At 68.4% G+C, this 19,515-nt stretch carries 20 protein-coding genes; 1 reads left to right on the top strand and 19 read right to left on the bottom strand.

Translation table 11 applies throughout. The features are described from left to right. Positions 1 to 72: 72 nt before the first annotated feature. Positions 73 to 819: an FCD domain-containing protein gene (locus ACE3QW_RS08810; protein ID WP_374251240.1), complete on the top strand. Its 747-nt coding sequence runs from the start codon at positions 73 to 75 to the stop codon at positions 817 to 819. On the opposite strand, the gene ACE3QW_RS08805 is transcribed toward ACE3QW_RS08810, so the two are convergent. The 19 genes from ACE3QW_RS08805 to ACE3QW_RS08715 all read right to left on the bottom strand — a co-directional run bounded on the left by ACE3QW_RS08805 (position 816) and on the right by ACE3QW_RS08715 (position 19,493). Beyond that, a complete protein-coding gene (locus ACE3QW_RS08805; protein WP_374251239.1) occupies positions 816 to 1,445 on the bottom strand; it encodes a 2-dehydro-3-deoxy-6-phosphogalactonate aldolase in 630 nt (209 codons plus the stop codon). The two genes, ACE3QW_RS08810 and ACE3QW_RS08805, sit on opposite strands and share 4 nt — an antisense overlap. 17 nt (positions 1,446 to 1,462) lie before the next feature. Then, positions 1,463 to 2,368 carry a 2-dehydro-3-deoxygalactonokinase gene (locus ACE3QW_RS08800; protein WP_374251238.1) on the bottom strand — a complete coding sequence of 302 codons (906 nt, stop codon included), beginning with the start codon at positions 2,366 to 2,368 and terminating at the stop codon, positions 1,463 to 1,465. A gap of 6 nt (positions 2,369 to 2,374) precedes the next feature. After that, complete coding sequence (locus ACE3QW_RS08795) at positions 2,375 to 3,103, bottom strand: amino acid ABC transporter ATP-binding protein (RefSeq protein ID WP_029558424.1); 729 nt, start codon at positions 3,101 to 3,103, stop codon at positions 2,375 to 2,377. Between the two features lie 296 nt (positions 3,104 to 3,399). After that, positions 3,400 to 4,215 (bottom strand): transporter substrate-binding domain-containing protein, encoded by an 816-nt coding sequence (locus tag ACE3QW_RS08790; RefSeq protein WP_038194836.1) that lies wholly within the window; start codon positions 4,213 to 4,215, stop codon positions 3,400 to 3,402. Positions 4,216 to 4,278: 63 nt separating this feature from the next. Further along, complete coding sequence (locus tag ACE3QW_RS08785; RefSeq protein WP_250165949.1) at positions 4,279 to 4,932, bottom strand: amino acid ABC transporter permease; 654 nt, start codon at positions 4,930 to 4,932, stop codon at positions 4,279 to 4,281. A gap of 13 nt (positions 4,933 to 4,945) precedes the next feature. Next, positions 4,946 to 5,620 carry an amino acid ABC transporter permease gene (locus ACE3QW_RS08780; RefSeq protein ID WP_024279149.1) on the bottom strand — a complete coding sequence of 225 codons (675 nt, stop codon included), beginning with the start codon at positions 5,618 to 5,620 and terminating at the stop codon, positions 4,946 to 4,948. Next, on the bottom strand, positions 5,617 to 6,795 hold the full coding sequence (locus ACE3QW_RS08775; protein ID WP_374251237.1) for a LacI family DNA-binding transcriptional regulator: 1,179 nt from the start codon (positions 6,793 to 6,795) through the stop codon (positions 5,617 to 5,619). Before ACE3QW_RS08775 ends, ACE3QW_RS08780 begins: the two co-directional genes overlap by 4 nt. 149 nt (positions 6,796 to 6,944) lie before the next feature. After that, positions 6,945 to 7,421 (bottom strand): transcription elongation factor GreA, encoded by a 477-nt coding sequence (greA, locus tag ACE3QW_RS08770; RefSeq protein ID WP_374251236.1) that lies wholly within the window; start codon positions 7,419 to 7,421, stop codon positions 6,945 to 6,947. Between the two features lie 118 nt (positions 7,422 to 7,539). Further along, on the bottom strand, positions 7,540 to 8,037 hold the full coding sequence (locus ACE3QW_RS08765; protein WP_374251235.1) for a heme-binding protein: 498 nt from the start codon (positions 8,035 to 8,037) through the stop codon (positions 7,540 to 7,542). Positions 8,038 to 8,141: 104 nt separating this feature from the next. Continuing rightward, positions 8,142 to 8,762 carry a response regulator transcription factor gene (locus ACE3QW_RS08760; RefSeq protein ID WP_374251234.1) on the bottom strand — a complete coding sequence of 207 codons (621 nt, stop codon included), beginning with the start codon at positions 8,760 to 8,762 and terminating at the stop codon, positions 8,142 to 8,144. Then, entirely contained in the window at positions 8,759 to 10,336 is a 1,578-nt protein-coding gene (locus ACE3QW_RS08755) for a sensor histidine kinase (RefSeq protein WP_374251233.1), read from the bottom strand. The genes ACE3QW_RS08760 and ACE3QW_RS08755 overlap by 4 nt, the downstream gene beginning before the upstream one ends. A 154-nt stretch (positions 10,337 to 10,490) precedes the next feature. Next, positions 10,491 to 11,399 (bottom strand): LysR substrate-binding domain-containing protein, encoded by a 909-nt coding sequence (locus ACE3QW_RS08750; protein ID WP_024279155.1) that lies wholly within the window; start codon positions 11,397 to 11,399, stop codon positions 10,491 to 10,493. 38 nt (positions 11,400 to 11,437) lie between these two features. Beyond that, positions 11,438 to 13,027, bottom strand: coding sequence for an alkyl hydroperoxide reductase subunit F (gene ahpF, locus ACE3QW_RS08745; RefSeq protein WP_374251231.1), 1,590 nt, complete (start codon positions 13,025 to 13,027; stop codon positions 11,438 to 11,440). A 167-nt stretch (positions 13,028 to 13,194) separates the two neighbouring features. Next, entirely contained in the window at positions 13,195 to 13,758 is a 564-nt protein-coding gene (gene ahpC, locus ACE3QW_RS08740; protein WP_024279157.1) for an alkyl hydroperoxide reductase subunit C, read from the bottom strand. A 304-nt stretch (positions 13,759 to 14,062) separates the two neighbouring features. Continuing rightward, on the bottom strand, positions 14,063 to 14,512 hold the full coding sequence (locus tag ACE3QW_RS08735; protein ID WP_051679473.1) for a MarR family winged helix-turn-helix transcriptional regulator: 450 nt from the start codon (positions 14,510 to 14,512) through the stop codon (positions 14,063 to 14,065). A 132-nt stretch (positions 14,513 to 14,644) separates the two neighbouring features. Then, the gene (locus ACE3QW_RS08730) at positions 14,645 to 15,349 is read right to left on the bottom strand and encodes an ABC transporter ATP-binding protein (protein ID WP_024279159.1); all 705 of its coding nucleotides are present in this window, start codon (positions 15,347 to 15,349) and stop codon (positions 14,645 to 14,647) included. After that, positions 15,346 to 16,128, bottom strand: coding sequence for an ABC transporter ATP-binding protein (locus tag ACE3QW_RS08725; protein ID WP_029558415.1), 783 nt, complete (start codon positions 16,126 to 16,128; stop codon positions 15,346 to 15,348). The genes ACE3QW_RS08730 and ACE3QW_RS08725 overlap by 4 nt, the downstream gene beginning before the upstream one ends. Further along, on the bottom strand, positions 16,128 to 18,011 hold the full coding sequence (locus ACE3QW_RS08720; RefSeq protein WP_374251229.1) for an ABC transporter permease: 1,884 nt from the start codon (positions 18,009 to 18,011) through the stop codon (positions 16,128 to 16,130). Before ACE3QW_RS08720 ends, ACE3QW_RS08725 begins: the two co-directional genes overlap by 1 nt. A gap of 285 nt (positions 18,012 to 18,296) precedes the next feature. Further along, positions 18,297 to 19,493, bottom strand: coding sequence for an ABC transporter substrate-binding protein (locus ACE3QW_RS08715; protein WP_374251228.1), 1,197 nt, complete (start codon positions 19,491 to 19,493; stop codon positions 18,297 to 18,299). Positions 19,494 to 19,515 lie beyond the last annotated feature (22 nt).

Genomic DNA, 19,515 nt, shown 5'->3' with positions numbered 1-19,515 from the left:
ATCCTCATCTGATCGGACCAAGGTAGGCTTTCACCGATGGCGTCGGCCCCCTCCCCTTCCTCTGCGCAGCGCGTGGCCGACCGGGTCGAACTCGCCATCGAGGCGCTGATCGAGGCGCGCGGCCTTGGCGTGGGCGACCGGCTTCCCTCCGAGCGCGCCCTCTCCGAAATGCTGGGTGCCTCGCGCAACACCCTGCGCGAAGCCCTGATGCGCCTTGGTGCGCGCGGGCGCATCACCATCCGCAAGGGCGGCAACATCATCGCCGAGCCGGCCGAAGCGCGCTGGACGGCCGCCGCCATCGCCGATCCGCTGGCCTCGGTGGTGGCCGGCAATCCGGGCTTCGGCCATGACGTTCTGGAAGTGCGCCGGGGGCTGGAGGGGCAAGCCGCCTACCACGCCGCGCTCCGGGCGACGCCGGACGATCTCGACGCCATCCGGCGCTGCATGGACCAGCTCGCGGCCTATCACGAGAAGGGCGACGCGGTGGCCGAGGCCCATGCGGACGCCGCCTTCCACCTCGCCATTGCCGACGCCTCGCACAATGCGGTGCTGCGCTCGGTCATGTCGAGCATGTTCGGGCTGCTCCAGAGCAGCATCTCCGAGAGCCTCGACAAGCTCTATATCGTGCCCCGCACCTACGAGCGGCTCTCCGCCCAGCACCAGACGCTGATGGACACCATCGCCGCCGGCGAGGCCGACGCCGCCCGCCGGGCCTCCGACGATCATCTCGCCTTCGTCGCCCAGACCATCCGCACCATCGACGAGGAGCGCGCCCGCCGCGAACGCGCCGACACCCTGCGCCGGACGGCGGGGATTTAGCGGCCGAACACGTCGCGCGCCGTAGCCACCAGTGCGTGCGCGTCGGCCGCAATGGCTTCCACCGCCTTGCCCGGCTTGAACAGCGCCGAGCCGATGCCGAAGCCTTCGGCCCCGGCCGCGCGGTAGGCGGCCATATTGGTGGTGTCGATGCCGCCGACGGGCAGGAGGGGAATGTCGGTAAGCACCGCACGCCACGCCTTCACGAGGTGGGGCGGGATGCCTTCCGCCGGAAACAGCTTCAGCGCATCGGCCCCGGCGGCGCGGGCGGCGAAGGCTTCGGTGGGGGTGGCGACGCCGGGGGTGCAGACGAGGCCGGCGGCCTTCGCAGCGCCGATCACGGCGAGGTCGGCATGGGGCATGACGATGAGCTGGCCACCCGCCGCCTTCACTGCCGCCACATCCTCCGGCGTCAGCACCGTGCCGGCGCCGATCAGCGCGCGGTCGCCGAAAGCGTCGGCGAGGATGCGGATGGAGTCCAGCGGCTGCGGCGAATTGAGCGGCACCTCGATGATGGTGAAGCCCGCCCCCACCAGCGCCGCGCCGATGTCCAGCGCCTCGTCCGGCTTCAGCCCGCGCAGGATGGCGACGAGGGGGCAGGCGGCAAGGGCGTCCTTGAAGGTGGGCATGGATCGCACTCCTGACATCAGATGAAGCCGGCCGCCTTCGCCACGGCGTGCTGTCCGGCCGGGCCGCAGCCCTCCGGCGCGCAAGCGTGGGGCAGGCCGAGAAGGGTCGCGGCTTCGGCATAGCGCGCGGAAAGGGCGGGGTTTGCCACCAGTGTGAACGGCTCGCCGGCCGAGGCATCGCGCAGTTCAGCACCGATGAGAAGGCCGGAGAGCATGTCCGCGCTGTCCGCCCCCTCGAGCCGCCCGGTAAGGCCCAGCGCGCGCAGCGAGAACAGCCGGCCGAGCAGGGCCCCCGGCCCTTCGAGTTCCGCCGCCGCGTCCACACCCCGGCGGAAGCCTTCGGTGGAAAAGGCCCCCTCCTCCATCATGCGGCCGAGGATGGTATGGCCCCGGAGCGCGGCGAACACCTCGCCCGTCATGTAGGTGGCGAAGGTGGTGATGCGGCCCGCCTCCACCCGCACCCATTTCGAATGCGTACCGGGCAGCACGAACAGACCGTCCGCGACGCCGAGGCGTGCGAGGGCGCCGAGCACTTCAACCTCCTCGCCGCGGATCACGTCCGGCGTTGTCTCGTCATCCTTCAGCACGCCGGGCACGATGGCGATGCGGCCGAAGCCGGGCTGGGCCGGCACTTCGGCGAGGGCGGCGGCGAGGTCGGGAAGGCCGGCGGGGCAGCGCGCGTAGGGCGCTTCCACCCAGCCCTGCCGGCTGCCCACCATGCCGGAGAGCAGCACCGGCAGCGGGCCGTGGTCGCGCGCCCACTCGCCGGCGATGGCCGTCAGCACGTCGGGAAAGCTCAAGCCGCCCAACGCCATGATGCCCTGCCCGCTCGCCCGGCTGGCAAGCACCTGTCCGTCTGCCGCCATGAGATAGGCGCGGAGCGAGGAGGTGCCCCAGTCACAGGTGATGAGCGCGGGTGTCATCTGGCGTCAGTGGTGCAGGATCTGGCCGAGGAAGGTGCGTGTGCGCTCGCTCTTCGGGTTGGCGAAGAAGGTGGCGGGCGGCCCCTCCTCCACGATCTCGCCCTTGTCCATGAAGATCACCCGGTCGGCCACCTGCCGCGCGAAGCCCATCTCGTGGGTCACGCAGATCATGGTCATACCGTCCTGGGCCAGCGAAATCATGGTGTCGAGCACCTCCTTCACCATCTCGGGGTCGAGGGCGGAGGTGGGCTCGTCGAACAGCATCACCTTGGGCGCCATGCACAAAGCGCGGGCGATGGCCACGCGCTGCTGCTGGCCGCCGGAGAGCTGGCCGGGATATTTGTTCGCCTGCTCGGGAATGCGCACGCGCTCCAGATACTTCATGGCGATGGCCTCGGCCTCCTTGGGCGCGAGGCCGCGCACCTTTCGGGGCGCCAGCGTGCAGTTCTGCAGCACGGTGAGGTGGGGGAACAGGTTGAAGCTCTGGAACACCATGCCCACCTCGGCGCGCACCTTGTCGAGCCCGCGCGAGGATTTGCCCACCTGCGTGCCATCCACCACGATCTCGCCGCCCTGGTGATGCTCCAGCGCGTTGATGCAGCGGATAAGCGTGGACTTGCCGGAGCCGGATGGCCCGCAGATGACGATGCGCTCGCCCTGGTGCACGTCGAGGTTCACGGCCTTCAGCGCGTGGTAGGTGCCGTAATATTTCTCCACGCCCGCCATGCGGATCATGACGGGGCGCGCGTCGCCGGCGGGCGTGCTGTCAGCAGGGGCGGGAGTGAGCATGGCTAGGCCCTTCTCGTGTCTGTTCCGTTATGCCCTGACGCCCGCGTCCATCGCACCGCCCTCGCGCCCCGGCCGACTGGAGCGATCAGCGGAAGGAGAGCCGGGGCCCAGCGCAACGGTTCGCCGCAGGCGGCAATGGCGGCGACAGCCGAACGTATCGCCGGCTGCGCCGAACTTTCCCCTGGACCCCGGATCGGCGCTCCACCTGCGGTGTCGCTGGTCCGGGGAACAGGGCGCATTCCTCAGAACGTCGGCATCGTCGGCAGCGGCACCTTGAACCACTTCTGGTTGATGGCGTCGAGCTCGCCATTGTTCTTCACGAAGTAGAGGAAAGTGTTGATCCACTGGAGGAAATCGGTGGAGCCCCGGCGCACGGTGATGCCGTTGTACTGGCTGCGCAGGGTGATCTTCTTCTCGATGCCCATGTCCGGGTTCGCCTCGGCGAGCTGGGTGCCGACGAGGTTGTTGGCGCCGAGCAGGTCCACCTGGCCGGAGAGGAAGGCCTGGGCGGCGGTGGCATCGTCGTCGAAGCGCATGATGGTGGCGCCCTTGGGCACGGCGGCGGTGAGCGCCGTATCCTGGGTGGAAGCGCGGGCCACCGCGATCTTCTTGCCCACCGTCTGGTCCATGCTCTTGATCTCGGTCTTCTTGGGACCGATCAGCTGGATCTCGATGGTGGAATAGGGGATGGAGAACATCACCTGCTTGGCGCGCTCGGGCGTGATGCCGAACACCGCCACCAGCACGTCCACCTTGTTGGTGAGCAGGTACGGGATGCGGTTGGGGCCGGTCACGGGCACCAGCTCCACCTCGACGCCGAGATACTTGCCCATGAGGCGGGCGACGTCGGCATCATAGCCTTCCGGCTTGCCCTGGGTGTCGAGCAGCCCGAAGGGGGCCACGTCCACCAGCATGCCGACAGTGAGCTTCTTCTTCGACAGGATGTCGTCGATGCTCTGCGCGGATGCGCCGTGGGAGAGGCCGGTGGCGGCGAGCGCCGCGAGGCCGAGCGCCGCGACGGCGCCGCGCGCGCTCTTCAGGATGGTGCCGAAAGTCATCGTCTCTTCCTCCATCTGTGCCGCATGCGGGGCGGCCTTGGTCTTGAGGGTCAACCTGAACCGTCACCGCGACACGGTGCCGAAACGCTTTTCGAGGTGGCGGGCATAAAGCGAGAGCGGCCAGCACAGGGCGAAGTAGATGGCCGCGACGATGCCGAACACGAGGAACGGCCGGAAGGTCGCGTTGTTCACGATCTGCCCGGCGCGGGTCAGCTCCACGAAGCCGATGATGGAGGCGAGCGACGTGCTCTTCACCAGCATCACCAGGAAGCCGACCGTGGGGGCCACCGCGATCTTCGCTGCCTGCGGCAGGATGATCTCGCGCATCCGCGTCACATAATGCAGGCCGAGGGCCGTGGAGGCCTCCCACTGGCCCTTCGGGATGGCCTGGATGCAGCCGCGCCAGATCTCGCCGAGGAAGGCGGCGGCATTCAGCGTGAGGCCGATGGCGGCGGCGGCCAGCGGGTCCACCGAGGCGCCGACCATGGTGGCGCCGAAGAACACGAGGAACAGCTGCATCAGCAGCGGCGTGCCCTGGAAGACGAGGATGTAGGCCCCCGCCGTCGCCCGCAGCCATTGCCATGGGGCGGTGCGCGCGAGCGCCACGAGGAGCCCCAATGCCGCCCCGCCCGCGAAGGCGATGGCCGAGAGCAGCAGCGTCCAGCGCACGGCGGAGAGGAGGAAGAAGAATTCGGCGGAGGTGAACTGGCGGATCATGTCGCTCCCCTCCTCAGCGTGCGGCGTCAGTGCGCGCGAACACCGCGCGGTAGATGAGCGCGAACGCGCCGGCGAACATCAGCGACATGGCGAAATACATGCCCGTCACAACGATGTAGATCTCGAACGAGCGGAAGGTCTGCGATTGCAAATTGTTCGCCACCGCCGTCAGTTCCTCGGCCGAAATGGCGGAGACGACGGAGGAGGTCAGCATCAGAAGGATGAACTGGCTGGTGAGGGACGGGTAGATCGCCTTCAGCGCCGGGAACAGCACCACATAGAGGAAGATCTGAAGGCGCTTGAGGCCCAGCGCCAGTCCGGCCTCGATCTGTCCCTTGTGGATGGTCTCGATGCCGGCGCGCACGATCTCGGTGCAATAGGCGCCGGCGTTGATGACCATGGCCAGCAGCGCCGCCTCGTTGGCGTCGAGCCGGATGCCGGCACGCGGCAGGCCGAAGAAGATGATGAAGATCTGCACCAGGAAGGGCGTGTTGCGGATGACCTCCACATACACGTCCACCAGCCAGCGCACCGGGCGCGGCCCCTGCGTCTTGCCCAGCGCGCAGAGCACCGCCACGGCGAGCCCGAGCAGCATGGCGAGGCCCGAGAGGCGGATCGTCAGCCACGCGCCGAGCAGCAGCTCGGGCCAGGCATTGAAGACGTCTCCGAACTGGAAGACGTAGTTCATCTTGCGCCTCCTGTCGGGCGATGGGCGGGCGGACGGCGGACGGCGGGTGTATCGGCAGCTTTCCCCGCGCCGCACGACTGGCGGATGACGAGGCGAGGCGGCACGATGATTTCTTCCCGCGGGCGCTCGGGATGGGCGATGCGGCGCAGCAGCAGCCGCGCGGCCTCGCGCCCGACCACGCGGGGATCGGTGGTGAAGGTGGTGAGCGCGGGGCGGTGCAGGCCCGCCTCGTCCACGTCGTCGCAGCCCACCACGGCCACGTCCCGGCCCGGCACCAGACCGTGCTCGTCGAGGGCGAGCATGACGCCGAAGGCCACCACGTCGTTGTAGCAGACGATGGCCGAGGGGATGTCGCCCTTGGCCAGAAGTTCACGGGCCAGGAACTCGCGCGCGCCGGCATAGCCGGAGGAGCGGTCGATCACCGCGCAGGGCACCACCGGCCCGCTCTTCAGCTTGTGGCGGCGCAGGGCGCGGTGGAAGCCGGCCATGCGCTCGGTGAGCGGCGCGATGCGGCGCACGCCGCCGATGAAGGCGATGTTGCGATGCCCGAGCGAAATCAGGTGCTCGGTGATGAGCTCCATGCCGGCGCCGTAGTCCGGGCCGACATAGTCGGCGGGAAAACCCTCCACGCGGCGCTGCGCGAGCACGCAGGGCATGCGCGCGCAGGCCCCCTCCTCCAGCGCATCGGCGCGGGTGTTCTCGGATGCGACCACCACGAGCCCGTCCACGCCGTGCTCCTGCATCCGCAGCAGCACCTCGCGCTGGCGGGTGGCATCTTCCGCAGCGTTGCCGATGAAGGCCATGTAGCCTTCGGTGCCCAGCACCTCGTCGATGCCGGCGGTGAACTGGGCGAAGTTGGGGGTGATGATCTCGCACAGCACGAGCCCCACGGTGCGCGAGGCGCCCGAGCGCAAATTGGCGGCGCTGCGATTGTAGACATAGCCGAGGCCGGCCATGGCCTCCTCGACCTTGGCACGCGTTTCCGCCTTCACCAGCGGGCTTTTGCGCAGGACGAGGGAGACGGTGGCGCGGGAGACGCCGGCGTGGACCGCCACATCCTTCAGCCGCACGCGCAGGCCACCGGCGAGCGGCGCCTCTTCCGGCAGATCGGCCGGCTCGGCAGCATCGCGGGCGGCCGGCAAGCGGCGGCCCTGTGGCCCCTTGGCACCCTCCACGCGCAGCCTCCTCGCCGGTAACGAGTTCTTAACGAACTTCTCGACGGCCATGTCTAGGAGACTGCGCAGGGTGTGGTCAACGAAAATTTAGATCGATCTAAATGCTGCGCCGCAATGCTCGCGGCCGGCGCGCCGGAGCGTTGCGCGGTTCAGGCGATGGCGACGACTTCCACCTCGCGACCGGCCACCAGCGCCACATCGCCCACGGCCTTGCCCATCACGGCGGCAGCGAGCGGCGAGACGTAGGACACGGAGCCCTTGGCCGGATCGGCCTCATCCTCGCCGACGATGCGGAAGGTCTGGCGGCGGCCGTCCTCGCGGTCGAGGGTCACGGTGGTGCCGAACTGGACGGTCTCGGGATTGGGAGGAGTCTCGATGAGCTGGGCGGTGGCGCGGCGGGCGCCGTAATAGCGCAGGTCGCGGGTGGCGCGGGCCATGGCCATGCGGTCGGCCTGCACGTCGCCCATCTGCGCCTCGGAATAGGCGGCGCGCGCCTCCGCCAACGCCGCATCGAGCGCGGCAAGGCCGCTCGCCGTCACAAGGTTCGGATGCGGCGAGATGGGCCGGTCCGGCAGGTCGGCGGCGGTGGCTTCGAGGTCGGTCTCACGCGTGAAGGCAACGGACATTCAAAAGCAAATCCCGGAGCTTGAGGCATCGTCCCCCAAAGTCAGGAGGACCATTGACCTAAGCATCCGGGACCAAGCTTGCAACCGGCCGCCGTCGCGCGGCAGCCGGTGGCCCATCTCACTTGAGCTGGGATTCGACCTTGGCGATCGCGGCGATCGCGCACGCCTCGTCGAGGTTGCCGCCGGGAGCGCCGCCGATGCCCACCGCGCCGATGGTCTCGTTGCCCACCTTCACCGGCACGCCTCCACCCAGCACCAGAAAGCCATCGATGGCCACGAGTTGCGCAGAGGCGGGGTTCTTCTGCACGTTCTCGACGATCACCGTGGTCGGGGTGCGGGTGGAGGCGGAGGTGAAGGCCTTGCGGCGCGCCGCCTCGACCGTGTGCGGGCCGGCATTGTCGGCGCGGGCGAAGGCCCTCAGGACGCCGGCGCGATCCACCACCGCCACCGACACGTTGTAGCCCTGCGCCGCGCAGGCCGCGACGCCCTCGCGGGCGATGTCGAGGGCGATCGCCAGCGGCATGTTCCGCTCCTGCAGCGCCTGGGCCGCGACGGGGCCGGCGAGCGTGGCGAAGGTGGCGGAGGCAGCGGCGGCGAGGAGGAGGCGTTTCATCATCGGCCCTTTCTTGGCGGCCGCGCGAGCGACCGGAGATTTTTCCGCGCCGGGCGGTGGCGCTGAGCCTCTCTAGGCCGGGAGAGCCGCGCGCTGAATCCGTCGCCTCACCGGGCGGGATCGGTAGAACTACCTAGGACGCGGGCGTTGAGCGTCATCCGCACGAAATCCGCCACGGAGGAGGTGCCGAGCTTTTCGGCGATGTTCGCCCGATGGGCGTCGATGGTGCGCGGGGAAACGCTGAGCGCGGCAGCGACTTCCTTGGTCGCCCAGCCACGGCACACCATGTCCAGCACCTCGCGCTCGCGCTCGGTGAGGCTGGCGAGGAGCGAAGCCGCCTCGCGCCGCTCCATGAGGGCGTCGAGGGCGCGGGCGGCGGTGCCGAGGGCATCGAGCAGCACCAGCTCGTCCACCGGCTTGGTCAGGAAGTCCACCATCCCGGCGCGGAACGCGCGGCGGCAGGCGTTGACGTCGCCGTGGCCGGTGATCATCACCGCCGGCCAGTCGATGCCCCGCGCGGCCAGCTTCTCCTTGAGCTGGATACCGGAGATCATGGGCATCCTCAGGTCGAGCAGGAGGCAGCCAGGGCGCGCCGGGTCCACATGGGCGAGGAAGGTCTCGGGATCGGCGAAGGCTTCCACCGTCATGCCGTAGGTGGAGAGCAGCAGCGTGAGGGCCTGCCGCACGGCGGCATCGTCATCGACGAGATAGACGCGGGGAGCGCTCACTGCGCCGCCAACCGGCGTTCGGCCAAAGCGGGAAGGCTGATGAGGAAGGATGCCCCCTCCCCCGGCCGCGCCTCGGCCTCGATGGTACCGCTCGCCCGCTCCACCAGCGTGGCGCACAAAGAGAGGCCCAGCCCCATGCCCTCGCTCTTGGTGGTGAAGAAGGGCTCGAACAACCGGGGCAGCACGTCCGCCGAAATGCCCTTGCCGGTGTCGCTGACGCGGATCGCCACCGTCTCGCCGGCATCGAAGGTGCGGATCAGGATGCGCTTGTCCGGCCCGTCGCGTTCCTCGAGGCTGTCCGCCGCGTTGCGGATGAGATTGTGCAGCACCTGCTCCAGCTCCACCGGGTCCGCGTTGGCCAGCGGCATGGGGCGTTCCAGATCCAGTTCCAGCGCGATGCCGCGACGGGCGAGGTCGGCGCGGGCGAGAGTCGCGGCGTCGTCCACCACGTCGCTGATGTCCACCGCCGTGCGCTCGCTGGCCCGGCGGGCGATATAATCGCGCATCCGCCGGAGGATCTCACCGGCCCGGCGCGCTTCCCGCACATTGGCGTCGAGCGCCTCGGAGAGCCGCACGGGGTCGCCCTCTGGACCGGACAGGCGCAGCGCCGCCTGGCTCTGGCTCAACAGGGCGGTCAGCGGCTGGGTGAGCTCGTGGGCGATGCCGGAGGCGAGTTCGCCCAACGAATTGACCCGTGCGGCATGGGCGAGCTGCGTCTCGCGCTCCAGCAGGCGGCTGCGCTCCTCCGCCAGCGCGGCGAGCTGCTGGGAATGGCGCGCCTCGTGCCGCTGGATCAGCGTGTAGCGCCCGGCGAACAAGGCAAGGAGCGAGAACAGGGCGAAGGCCGCGACCGGCACCGGGGCGACAGCCCTGTAGAAGGAAACCGGCCGCTCGATGCCGAGATTGACCGGCTGGGTGGTGCTGTCCGCCGGGCGGAAGAAGGTGAGCGTCGCGAAGGCGCCGGGCTCGGCCACGGGCGGGCGACCGGTCAGCGCGTAGGGCCCGAGACTCAGGCTGATGCGGTCGCTGGAGAGCCGCTCCTCCGGCGTCAGCAGGCCGTTGGGATCGATCTCCAGGATGATGGCGAGGCGCCGGTCGCTGCCGGCGCGCTTGCCGAGGAAATAGTGCTCGGGGTGATCGGCTTCCACATAATAGCGCGCCTCCCCCGCCCTCTGGCCGAAGACGAGCTGGGCGAACCGGGGCATCACCGTGCCCTCCATCTCGCCCGGCACGGCGACCAGCGTCTCGATGACCTGATCGGGGGTCATCTCCAGCACCCGGATGGACAGGATGCGGCGGTAATAGCGCATGATGCCCGTGGCCACCTGCCGGACCGTCTCGGCCGGCGGCGGATCGCTCGCCTGCACCAGCGCGGCGAGGCTGGTGAGATGGGCGTCGTGCTGGGCAACCCGCTGGGACAGGAGCCGATGCAGGGCGACGCCCTCGGCCTCGACCTCCGCATCTGCACGCGACAGGTTGCTCCGGATCATCAACATCGCGAAAACCGCGACGAGGCCGATCCAGACCAGAAGGAGAGCAGCGACGGACCTGAACGCGAAGGTACGCCGGATCACTGCTTCGACCTCCCTCCCCCTGGGGGCTGATTTGCCGGCTCGAACTTCAGCCTTCTAGCACCGGTTGAAGGGCGCGGAAATCGACGAGGGGCGTGCGCGCGGAAAATTCAATACGGCCGGTAAGGGGTGCCGCAACGGCACAATCGAGGGCCGCTCAGTGGCGCAGGGTCAGCAGGTCTTCCGGTAGCCCGCGGCAGATGTCGGCCACCTGATGCAGCAACTGCCCCAGCGCCGAGGTCTTGCGCCAGAGCAGCGCGATCTGCCGGCTGGGGCGGGAATCCGAGAAGGCGAGCAGGTGGATGTTCTGGGCCGGAGGCACCGGATTGCGCGTCGCGAGCATGGGCAGAAGCGTGATGCCGACACCCGCCGCCACCATCTGGCGCAGGGTTTCCAGGCTGGTGGCGCGGAACTCAGACTTCTCCCGCGCGCCGGACTGGTGGCACACGTCCAGCGCCTGATCGCGCAGGCAGTGGCCCTCCTCCAGCAGCATCAGGTTCTGGCCAGCAAGCTCCGCGACCCCCAGCGTGTCCCGCCCGGCGAGGCTGTGCCCCCCCGGGACCGCGAGGAGAAAGGGCTCCTCGAACAGGAACTCGCTGTGGAAATGGCTGTCATGCACCGGCAGTGCGAGGAAAGCGGCATCCAGCGTGCCGAGGTTCAGCCGCTGGATGAGGTTGGCGCTCTTTTCCTCGAACAGCAGCAGCTCCAGCTCGGGAAACCGCTGGCGGATCAGCGGCACCACATGGGGCAGCAGATACGGGCCGAGGGTGGGGAACACGCCGAGCTTCAGCGCCCCGCCCTCCGCATGGCGGCTGCGGTGGGCCGCCTCCTTGAGCTGCTCCACCTCGGTGAGGATGCGCCGCGCGCGTTCCACCGCATCGCGGCCGGCGGGGGTGAGCATGGCCTTGCGCGGCGTGCGCTCGATGAGGGCCACGCCCAGCTCCTCCTCCAGCTTGCGGATCTGGGTGGAGAGGGTGGGCTGGCTGACGCTGCACAGCTCCGCCGCCCGGCGGAAGCTGCGGGTGTCGGCGAGGGCGAGGAGATATTGCAGCTCGCGCAGGGTCATGGTGTCCGGCCCGCCGCCGGTCCGGTCATGCGGCCCAATCAGGCGGCCCTGACGGCCGCCTCCTTGTCCTCGGCGGGGGCGCTGGTGCGGATCAGGTGATCGAAGGCGGACAGCGAGGCCTTCGCCCCCTCGCCCAGCGCGATCACGATCTGCTTGTAAGGCACGGTGGTGCAGTCGCCGGCCGCGAACACGCCAGGAACCGAGGTCTGACCATGGGCGTCCACGACGATCTCGCCGCGCGGAGAGAGGTCCACCACGCCCTTCAGCCACTCGGTGTTGGGCAGGAGGCCGATCTGCACGAAGATGCCTTCCAGCTCCACCGTGTGGATGTCGCCGGTGTTGCGGTTCTCGTAGGTGAGGCCGCTCACCTTCTGGCCGTCGCCGAGCACCTCGGTGGTGCGGGCGGAGGTGAGGATGGTGACGTTGGCGAGGCTCTTCAGCTTGCGCTGGAGCACGTCGTCGGCGCGCAGCTGGCTGTCGAACTCGATCAGCGTCACATGGGAAACGATGCCGGCGAGGTCGATGGCCGCTTCCACGCCGGAATTGCCGCCGCCGATGACCGCCACGCGCTTGCCCTTGAACAGCGGGCCGTCGCAGTGGGGGCAGTAGGCCACGCCCTTGTTGCGATAGGCGTCCTCGCCGGGCACGTTCATCTGCCGCCAGCGGGCGCCGGTGGCGAGGATGACGGTGCGCGAGCGCAGGCTGGCGCCGTTGGCGAACTCCACCTCCACCACGTCCTTGCCCGGAACGAGCTTGACGGCGCGCTGGAGGTTCAGGATCTCCACCTCATACTCGCGCACATGCTGCTCCAGCGCGGCGGCGAGCTTCGGCCCCTCGGTGTAGGGGACGGAGATGAAATTCTCGATGGCCATGGTGTCCAGCACCTGCCCGCCGAAGCGCTCGGCGGCGACGCCGGTGCGAATGCCCTTGCGGGCGGCATAGATGGCGGCCGTCGCGCCGGCCGGGCCACCGCCCACCACCAGCACGTCGAAGCGGTTCATCTCGCCCATGCGCTTGGCGTCGCGGGCGGCCGCGCCGGTGTCGAGCTTGGCGACGATCTCCTCAATGCCCATTCGGCCCTGTCCGAAGACCTCGCCGTTGAGATAGACGGTGGGCACGCTCATCACCTGACGTGCATCCACCTCCGCCTGGAACAGGGCACCGTCGACGGCCACATGCTTCACCCGCGGGTTCAGCACGGCCATGAGGTTCAGCGCCTGCACCACGTCCGGGCAGTTCTGGCAGGACTGGGAGAAATAGGTCTCGAACACGAAGTCGCCGTCGAGCGCCTTCACCTGCTCGATCACCGCCTCCTCCACCTTGGGCGGATAGCCGCCCACCTGGAGGAGCGCCAGCACGAGGGAGGTGAATTCGTGGCCCATGGGCAGGCCGGCGAAGGTAAGGGAAATGTCGTGGCCGGGGCTCGACAGGGAGAAGGAGGGCACGCGCGCCCCCGGCTCCTGGTGCTCCCGCACGGTGATCTTGTCGGACAGCTCGGCGATATCGGCCAGAAGCTCGCTCATTTCCTTCGACTTCGGCCCGCCATCCACCGCGGCGGTGATTTCGACGGGGCGGACCACGCGCTCCAGATAGGCCTTGAGCTGGGTCTTCATGGCAGAGTCGAGCATGGCAATCCTCCGGCAGAAAAACACGCCGGATCAATGAGCCGGCGGGGTACAAACGGGCCACGTCCGCCGCTGGCCAAAGGCCGCGGCGGACGGTCGGGGCGCCTCCCTTTCGGGAGCCGGTGGGGCCTCAAGGCAAACGCCTCAAGGCCGGATCGGGTCGTAAAACCTCAGATCTTGCCGACGAGATCGAGGGAGGGCGCCAGCGTCTTCTCGCCTTCCTGCCACTTGGCAGGGCAGACCTCGCCAGGATGGGAGGCGACGTACTGGGCAGCCTTGATCTTCCGCAACAGGTCGGCGGCGTCACGGCCGATGCCCTCGGCGGTGACTTCCACGGCCTGGATGACGCCGTTCGGGTCCACCACGAAGGTGCCGCGGTCGGCGAGGCCCTGACCTTCGCGCATGACGCCGAAGTTGTTGGTGATCACGCCGGCCGGGTCGCCGAGCATGGTGTACTTCACCTTGCCGATGGTCTCGGAGGAATCGTGCCACGCCTTGTGGGTGAAGTGGGTGTCGGTGGAGACCGAGTAGATCTCGACGCCGAGCTTCTGGAACTCGCCATAGTGATCGGCCAGATCGCCCAGCTCGGTCGGGCAGACGAAGGTGAAGTCGGCCGGGTAAAAGAAGAAGACGGCCCACTTGCCGGCAAGATCGGTGTCCGAAACCTGGATGAACTTGCCATCCTTGAAAGCCTGCGTCGTGAAAGGCTTGATCTTAGTATTGACGAGCGACATGGCAATTCCTCGATGGGGTGTTTGCGCTACGACGGGCCGAAGCCATCGCAGTGCAACATATGGGGGCGGATGCCATATGTGAAATAGATAAGTTACGCGATATCGATAGTCTCACTCTATCAATCAGGCCGCAGGAACCCTGATTTCGCGCGGGAAACAAGAGGTTGGCTGTCGAAGGCCCCACGGCCCGGCTGACGTTGACGCGCTGCGACAGAAGCGCGCATTTTACCATCAGCCATGGGGGAGCGCGGCCGTGCTCGCGCGGATCGAAAGGTGCGCGCCGAATCCCGCTGTTGGAGGGCGCCTACCGCAACCGGTCCAGCAGCTTCAGCAGCATGGCGCGCTCGGCGGCATCCAGCGGCGCCAGCGTCTCTTCGGTGATGGCGAAGGCGTTCACGCTGGCGCGGGCAACCGCCTCCTCTCCGGCGGCGGTCAGCACCGCCACCAGCAGCCGGCCGTCCTCGGTGTCCGGCCGGGTCTCCACGAAGCCGCGACGAACGAGGCGGTCCACCACGCCCTTGATGGTGGCGGCATCCATGGCCGTGAGGCGCCCGAGCAGGTTCTGCGAGCAGGGGCCGGTCTCGGCCAGCTTCGACAGGGCCGCCCACTGGGTCATGGTCAGGTCGTCGCCGATGCGCGCAGCGAAGATGGCGGCATGGCGCTGGCCCACCTGCCGCAGGATGAAGCCCACCTGCTCGTCCAGCACATAGGGCGCATTCGCCCGCGAGCGGCGCACGGGGCGGCGCACCTGCATGGGGGGTATGGATTTGGGCGGTGTGGCTTTGGAGGGCGTGGCTTTCGGGGGCGTGGCATCGGCCACCTCGGGCGTTGCCACTTTCCGGGGCGCGCGGGGCGTCCGCAGGGCCTTGGGCTCCGACGCCATGGCTCAGACCGCCAGATAGGCGTCGCGGATTTCCGGATTTGCCTCCAGATCCGCGATGGTGCCGGAAAAGCGGATGCGCCCCTTCTCGATGATGTAGGCCCGATCCGAGATCAGCTTGGCGAAATGCAAATTCTGCTCGGAGATGACCACCGAAAGCCCCTCCCCCTTCATGGCGAGGATGGCGTCGGCCATCTGCTCCACGATCTTGGGCGCGAGGCCCTCGGACGGCTCGTCCAGCAGCACGAGGGAGGGGTTGCCCATCAGGGTGCGCCCGATGGTGAGCATCTGCTGCTCGCCGCCGCTCATCTGCCCGCCGGGGCGCTTGCGCATCTCGCCGAGGTTCGGGAACAGCTTGTAAAGCATGTCCGGCGTCCAGGTGGCGACGCCGGGACGCGGCGCCTGCCGGCCCACCTCGAAATTTTCCTCCACCGTGAGATGGCTGAAGATGCGCCGGTCCTCCGGCACATAGCCGAGGCCGCGCCGCACGATCTCGTAGGTTGGCAGGCGTGAGACGTCGGCGCCGTCGAACATCACCGTGCCCGCGCGCTGTGGCACGAGGCCGACGATGGAGCGGAAGGTCGTGCTCTTGCCTGCCCCGTTGCGGCCGAGCAGCGCCACCACCTCGCCGGCGCCGATCTCGAGGCCCACGTCGTAGAGGATGTGGGCGGGGCCGTAGTGGCTGTTGAGGTTCGAGACCTGAAGTTTCATGCCGCAGTCCCCTCGCGGTGCCGTGCGTCGTAGAGCAGTCCTTCGCCGAGATAGATGGCGCGGACCTGCGGGTCGCGCCGCACCTCGGCCGGGGTGCCGCGGGCGATGAGTTGGCCGCGGTTGAGCACCATCACCTCGTCGGCGTGCTCGAACACCACGTCCATGTCGTGCTCTGTGAAGAGCACGCCGATGCCCTTGGCGCGGGCGATCTCGGCTGTGAGGCGCATCAGCTCGACGCGTTCGCGCGGCGCCATGCCGGCGGTGGGCTCATCCATGAGGAGGAGGCGCGGCTCATTGGCCAGCGCCACCGCCAATTCCAAGCGCTTGAGGTCGCCATAGGCCAGCTCGCCGCACGGCCGCTCCGCCTGGGTGGTGAGGCCGACGAGGGCGAGCAGCGCATCCGCCTCCGCCCGGCAGGCAGCGCCGGCGAAGCCGAACACGCGGGAGATGCGCCCGTGGAAGGAGAGAAGTGCCACCTGCACGTTCTCGCGCACCGTCATGGAGGCGAAGGTGGCGGTGATCTGGAAGGTGCGGCCGACGCCGAGCCGCCACACGGCGCGCGGCGGCAGGCCCTTGATGTCCCGGCCCTCGATCAGCACCGTGCCGGCATCGGGCGGGATCTGGCCGTTGAGCATGTTGAAGCAGGTGCTCTTGCCCGCCCCGTTGGGTCCGATGAGGGCGAGCATCTGCCCCGCTTCCACCGTGAAGGACACGCCCCGCACGGCATGGACGCCGCCATAGGACTTCATCAGGTCTTTGACTTCGAGCAGCGGGCTCATCACGCGGCCTCCGCTTTGGTGGCGCCGACGGTTGCGCCGTTGCCCTTGCGGGGCCAGCGGTGGCGCAGATCCTCGATGAAGCCCACGACCCCCTTGGGAAACGCGAGCACGATGACGACGATGACGCCGCCCAGCACCAGCTTGGAGAGATCGGTCTGGCTCATCAGCCAGATGGCCAGCGCCTTGTAGAGCACCGCGCCAACCACCGCGCCGGAGACCGTCTCCACGCCGCCGAGCAGCACCATCACCAGCCCGTCCACCGAGGTGGGAATGGCCATGTAGTCCGGAAACACCGAGCCCTTGAGGAAGGCGAACAGCGCGCCCGCAAGCCCGGCGAAGGTGCCGGCGACGATGAAGGCCGCCCACTGCATCCGCTGCCGGTTGAGGCCGATGGCCTCCGAGCGCAGCGCGCTGTCACGCACCGCCCTCAGCCCATAGCCGAACGGCGAGAACACCAGCATCCTGAGCACCCCGACGCCCACCACCGCGATGCCCAGCGCCAGCCAGAAGAAGCCGGCCGGCCGTGACGCCCACGTCGCCGGCCAGATGCCGAGCAGGCCGTTGTCGCCGCCCGTCACATCCACCCACTGGAAGGCGATGGACCAGGCGATCTGCGCGAAGGCCAGCGTCAGCATGGCGAAATAGACGCCCGACAGCCGCACGCAGAACCAGCCGAACAGCACCGCCCCGGCCAGCCCCAGCAGCGGGCCGACGATGAGCGCCGCCTCCATGGGCGCGCCCAGGTATTTGACAAGGAAGGCCGCGCCATAGGCGCCGAGGCCGAAATAGGCGGCATGGCCGAAGGAGGCGAGGCCGCCCACCGTCATCATGAAATGCAGGCTCGCCGCGAACAGCACGTAGATGAGGATTTCCGCGCCAACCGTCAGGGCATAGTTGCCGAGGAAGAAGGGCAGCGCAGCCACCGCGACCACCACCAGCGCCACGCCGGCCCGCTCAACTTGCGTGAACGGGCGCCAGGGCCGGATGGTGAGGCCGGCGGCGGCGCGGGGCGCGCTCTCCGGCTTGCCGAACAGACCCCAGGGCCGCACCACCAGAACCACCGCCATCACCAGGAACACGGTGATGAGCGAGATCTGCGGCAGGATGAGAATGCCGAAGGCGTTCAGCTCCGCGACGATGATGGCCGCCACGAAGGCGCCGAACACCGAGCCGAGGCCGCCGATGACCACCACCACGAACACCTCCACGATGATGGAGAGGTCCATGGCGTGGGTCACGGTGGTGCGCGGGATCTGCAGCGCGCCACCCAGCGCGGCGAGGAAGACGCCCAGCGCGAACACGCCGGTGAACAGCCATTTCTGGTTCACGCCCAACGCCGCGACCATCTCGCGGTCCTGCGTCGCCGCGCGCACCAGCACGCCCCAGCGGGTCTTGTGGAACAGCAGCCAGAGGATGCCGAGCACCACCGGGCCGAGGGTCATCATGAAGAGATCGTAGGTCGGCACCATTCGGCCGAACAGGCTGATGGCGCCGGTGAAGCCGGGGGCGCGCGGGCCAAGCAGGTCTTCCGGCCCCCAGATCACCACCACGAGGTCCTGCACCATCAGCGTCACGCCGAACGTAGCGAGGAGCTGGAAGAGTTCGGGCGCCTGATAGATGCGCCGCAGCAGCACCATCTCCATCAGCGCGCCGAGCAAGGCGACGATGATCGCCGCCGCGACGATGGCGCCCCAGAAGCCGAGCGGCCCGGCAAAGCGCGTCGTCAGCGTGTAGGCCACATAGGCGCCCAGCATGTAGAAGGCGCCATGGGCGAAGTTCACGATGCGCGTGACGCCGAAGATGATCGACAGCCCCGACGCCACCAGAAACAGCGACGCGGCGCTGGCGAGCCCGCTCAGGGCCTGGACCAGAAGAAATTCCACGGCTTCAGCCTCTCGTTCACCTGCTGGAAGTTTTGATCTTCTTGGGCCACCCGCCGTCGAGGGCGGGGGCCGGATGCGGGGGCGGCTGACTGGCGCCGCCCGCGCTTTGTTGGATTGCCCTACCCCTCACGGTGGCAGAGGACGCTTCGTGTCGGCCCCGTCATGCCCGGGCTTGTCCCGGGCATCCACGTCGGGCCGCAGGGAAAATCTTACGGCGTGAGGTAACCGGCCGATCCACGTGGATGGCCGGGACAAGCCCGGCCATGACGGGCGGAAAAATCCGCCTCAGTTCGCCGGACGCAGCTTCGCGGCTTCGGCCTCGGGCGGCAGGTAGTCGGCGCCGGGCTTGAACTGGAAGTTCACCATGATGCCCTGCCCGTCCTTCTGCGAGGTGGTGCCGATATAGGCGCCCATGGTCGACTGGTGGTCGGCCGCGCGGTAGACGACATCGCCGAAGGGGGTGGAGACCTTGAGGTTCTTCATCGCCTTGAGAAGGCCGGCGGTGGAGTAGTCGTCGGTCGCCTTCAGCGCCGCGGCGATGGACTTCACCGTGGAGTAGCCGACGATGGAGCCGAGGCGCGGATAGTCCTTGTGGAGCTGCTGGTAGGCGTCGAGGAAGGCCTGGTGCTCGGCGGTCTTGATGCCGTACCAGGGATAGCCGGTCACGATCCAGCCCTCGGGGGTCTCGGTCTTCAGCGGGTCGAGATATTCCGGCTCGCCGGTGAGATAGCTGACCACCACGCGGTTCTTGAAGATGCCACGGGTGTTGCCCTCACGCACCAGCTTCACGAGGTCGCCGGCGAAGGTGGCGTTGAGGATGGCCTCGGGATTGGCGGCGTCGATGGCCTGGAGCACCGGGCCGGCATCGATCTTGTTCAGCGGCGGCCACTGCTCGGCCACGAACTCCACATCCGGCTTGCGCTTCTTCAGGAGTTCCTTGAACACCGCGACGAAGGACTGGCCGAACTCGTAATTGGGGGCGATGGTCGCCCAGCGCTTGGCCGGGAGCTTCGCCGCCTCTTCCGCCAGCATGGCGGCCTGCATGTAGTTCGAGGTGCGCAGGCGGAAGGTGTAGTCGTTACCCTTGGACCAGACGAGCGCGTCAGTGAGCGGCTCGGCGGCGAGGTACATCACCTGCTTCTGCTTGGCGAAGTCGGCGAGCGCGAGGCCGACATTGGAGAGGAAGCCGCCGGCGATCATCACCACGCCGTCGCGCGAGACCAGCTCGTTGGCGGCGGTGAGCGCATCGGCCGGCTTGCCGCCATCGTCCTTGGAGATGATGACGAGCTTCTTGCCTTTGATGCCGCCGGCATCGTTCACTTCCTTCAGCGCCAGATCCATTCCCTTGCGATAGGGATCGAGGAAGGCGGGCAGCGCCGAATAGGAATTGATTTCGCCTACCTTGATCTCGCCCTGCTGCGCCCGCGCCCCGCCTGCGGCGAGGAGGAGAGCGGCGAGGGATGCCGCGACCAGCTTCTTCATGTCCATTCCCCTTTTATGATGT

This window comes from Xanthobacter sp. (assembly GCF_041911315.1).
GTDB classification, from domain to species: domain Bacteria; phylum Pseudomonadota; class Alphaproteobacteria; order Rhizobiales; family Xanthobacteraceae; genus Xanthobacter; species Xanthobacter aminoxidans.
The sequence above is the reverse complement of the archived record's forward strand: the minus strand, read 5'-3'. Positions and strand labels throughout refer to the sequence as shown.

Coding starts and splice junctions, on each gene's coding strand:
- ACE3QW_RS08805 (WP_374251239.1), bottom strand. CDS start 1,445: ATGCCCACCTTCAAGGACGCCCTTGCCGCCTGCCCCCTCGTCGCCATC.
- ACE3QW_RS08800 (WP_374251238.1), bottom strand. CDS start 2,368: ATGACACCCGCGCTCATCACCTGTGACTGGGGCACCTCCTCGCTCCGC.
- ACE3QW_RS08795 (WP_029558424.1), bottom strand. CDS start 3,103: ATGATCCGCATGGCGGGCGTGGAGAAATATTACGGCACCTACCACGCG.
- ACE3QW_RS08790 (WP_038194836.1), bottom strand. CDS start 4,215: ATGACTTTCGGCACCATCCTGAAGAGCGCGCGCGGCGCCGTCGCGGCG.
- ACE3QW_RS08785 (WP_250165949.1), bottom strand. CDS start 4,932: ATGATCCGCCAGTTCACCTCCGCCGAATTCTTCTTCCTCCTCTCCGCC.
- ACE3QW_RS08780 (WP_024279149.1), bottom strand. CDS start 5,620: ATGAACTACGTCTTCCAGTTCGGAGACGTCTTCAATGCCTGGCCCGAG.
- greA (WP_374251236.1), bottom strand. CDS start 7,421: ATGTCCGTTGCCTTCACGCGTGAGACCGACCTCGAAGCCACCGCCGCC.
- ACE3QW_RS08765 (WP_374251235.1), bottom strand. CDS start 8,037: ATGATGAAACGCCTCCTCCTCGCCGCCGCTGCCTCCGCCACCTTCGCC.
- ACE3QW_RS08750 (WP_024279155.1), bottom strand. CDS start 11,399: ATGACCCTGCGCGAGCTGCAATATCTCCTCGCCCTCGCCGACACCCGC.
- ahpF (WP_374251231.1), bottom strand. CDS start 13,027: ATGCTCGACTCTGCCATGAAGACCCAGCTCAAGGCCTATCTGGAGCGC.
- ahpC (WP_024279157.1), bottom strand. CDS start 13,758: ATGTCGCTCGTCAATACTAAGATCAAGCCTTTCACGACGCAGGCTTTC.
- ACE3QW_RS08735 (WP_051679473.1), bottom strand. CDS start 14,512: ATGCAGGTGCGCCGCCCCGTGCGCCGCTCGCGGGCGAATGCGCCCTAT.
- ACE3QW_RS08730 (WP_024279159.1), bottom strand. CDS start 15,349: ATGAAACTTCAGGTCTCGAACCTCAACAGCCACTACGGCCCCGCCCAC.
- ACE3QW_RS08725 (WP_029558415.1), bottom strand. CDS start 16,128: ATGAGCCCGCTGCTCGAAGTCAAAGACCTGATGAAGTCCTATGGCGGC.
- ACE3QW_RS08715 (WP_374251228.1), bottom strand. CDS start 19,493: ATGAAGAAGCTGGTCGCGGCATCCCTCGCCGCTCTCCTCCTCGCCGCA.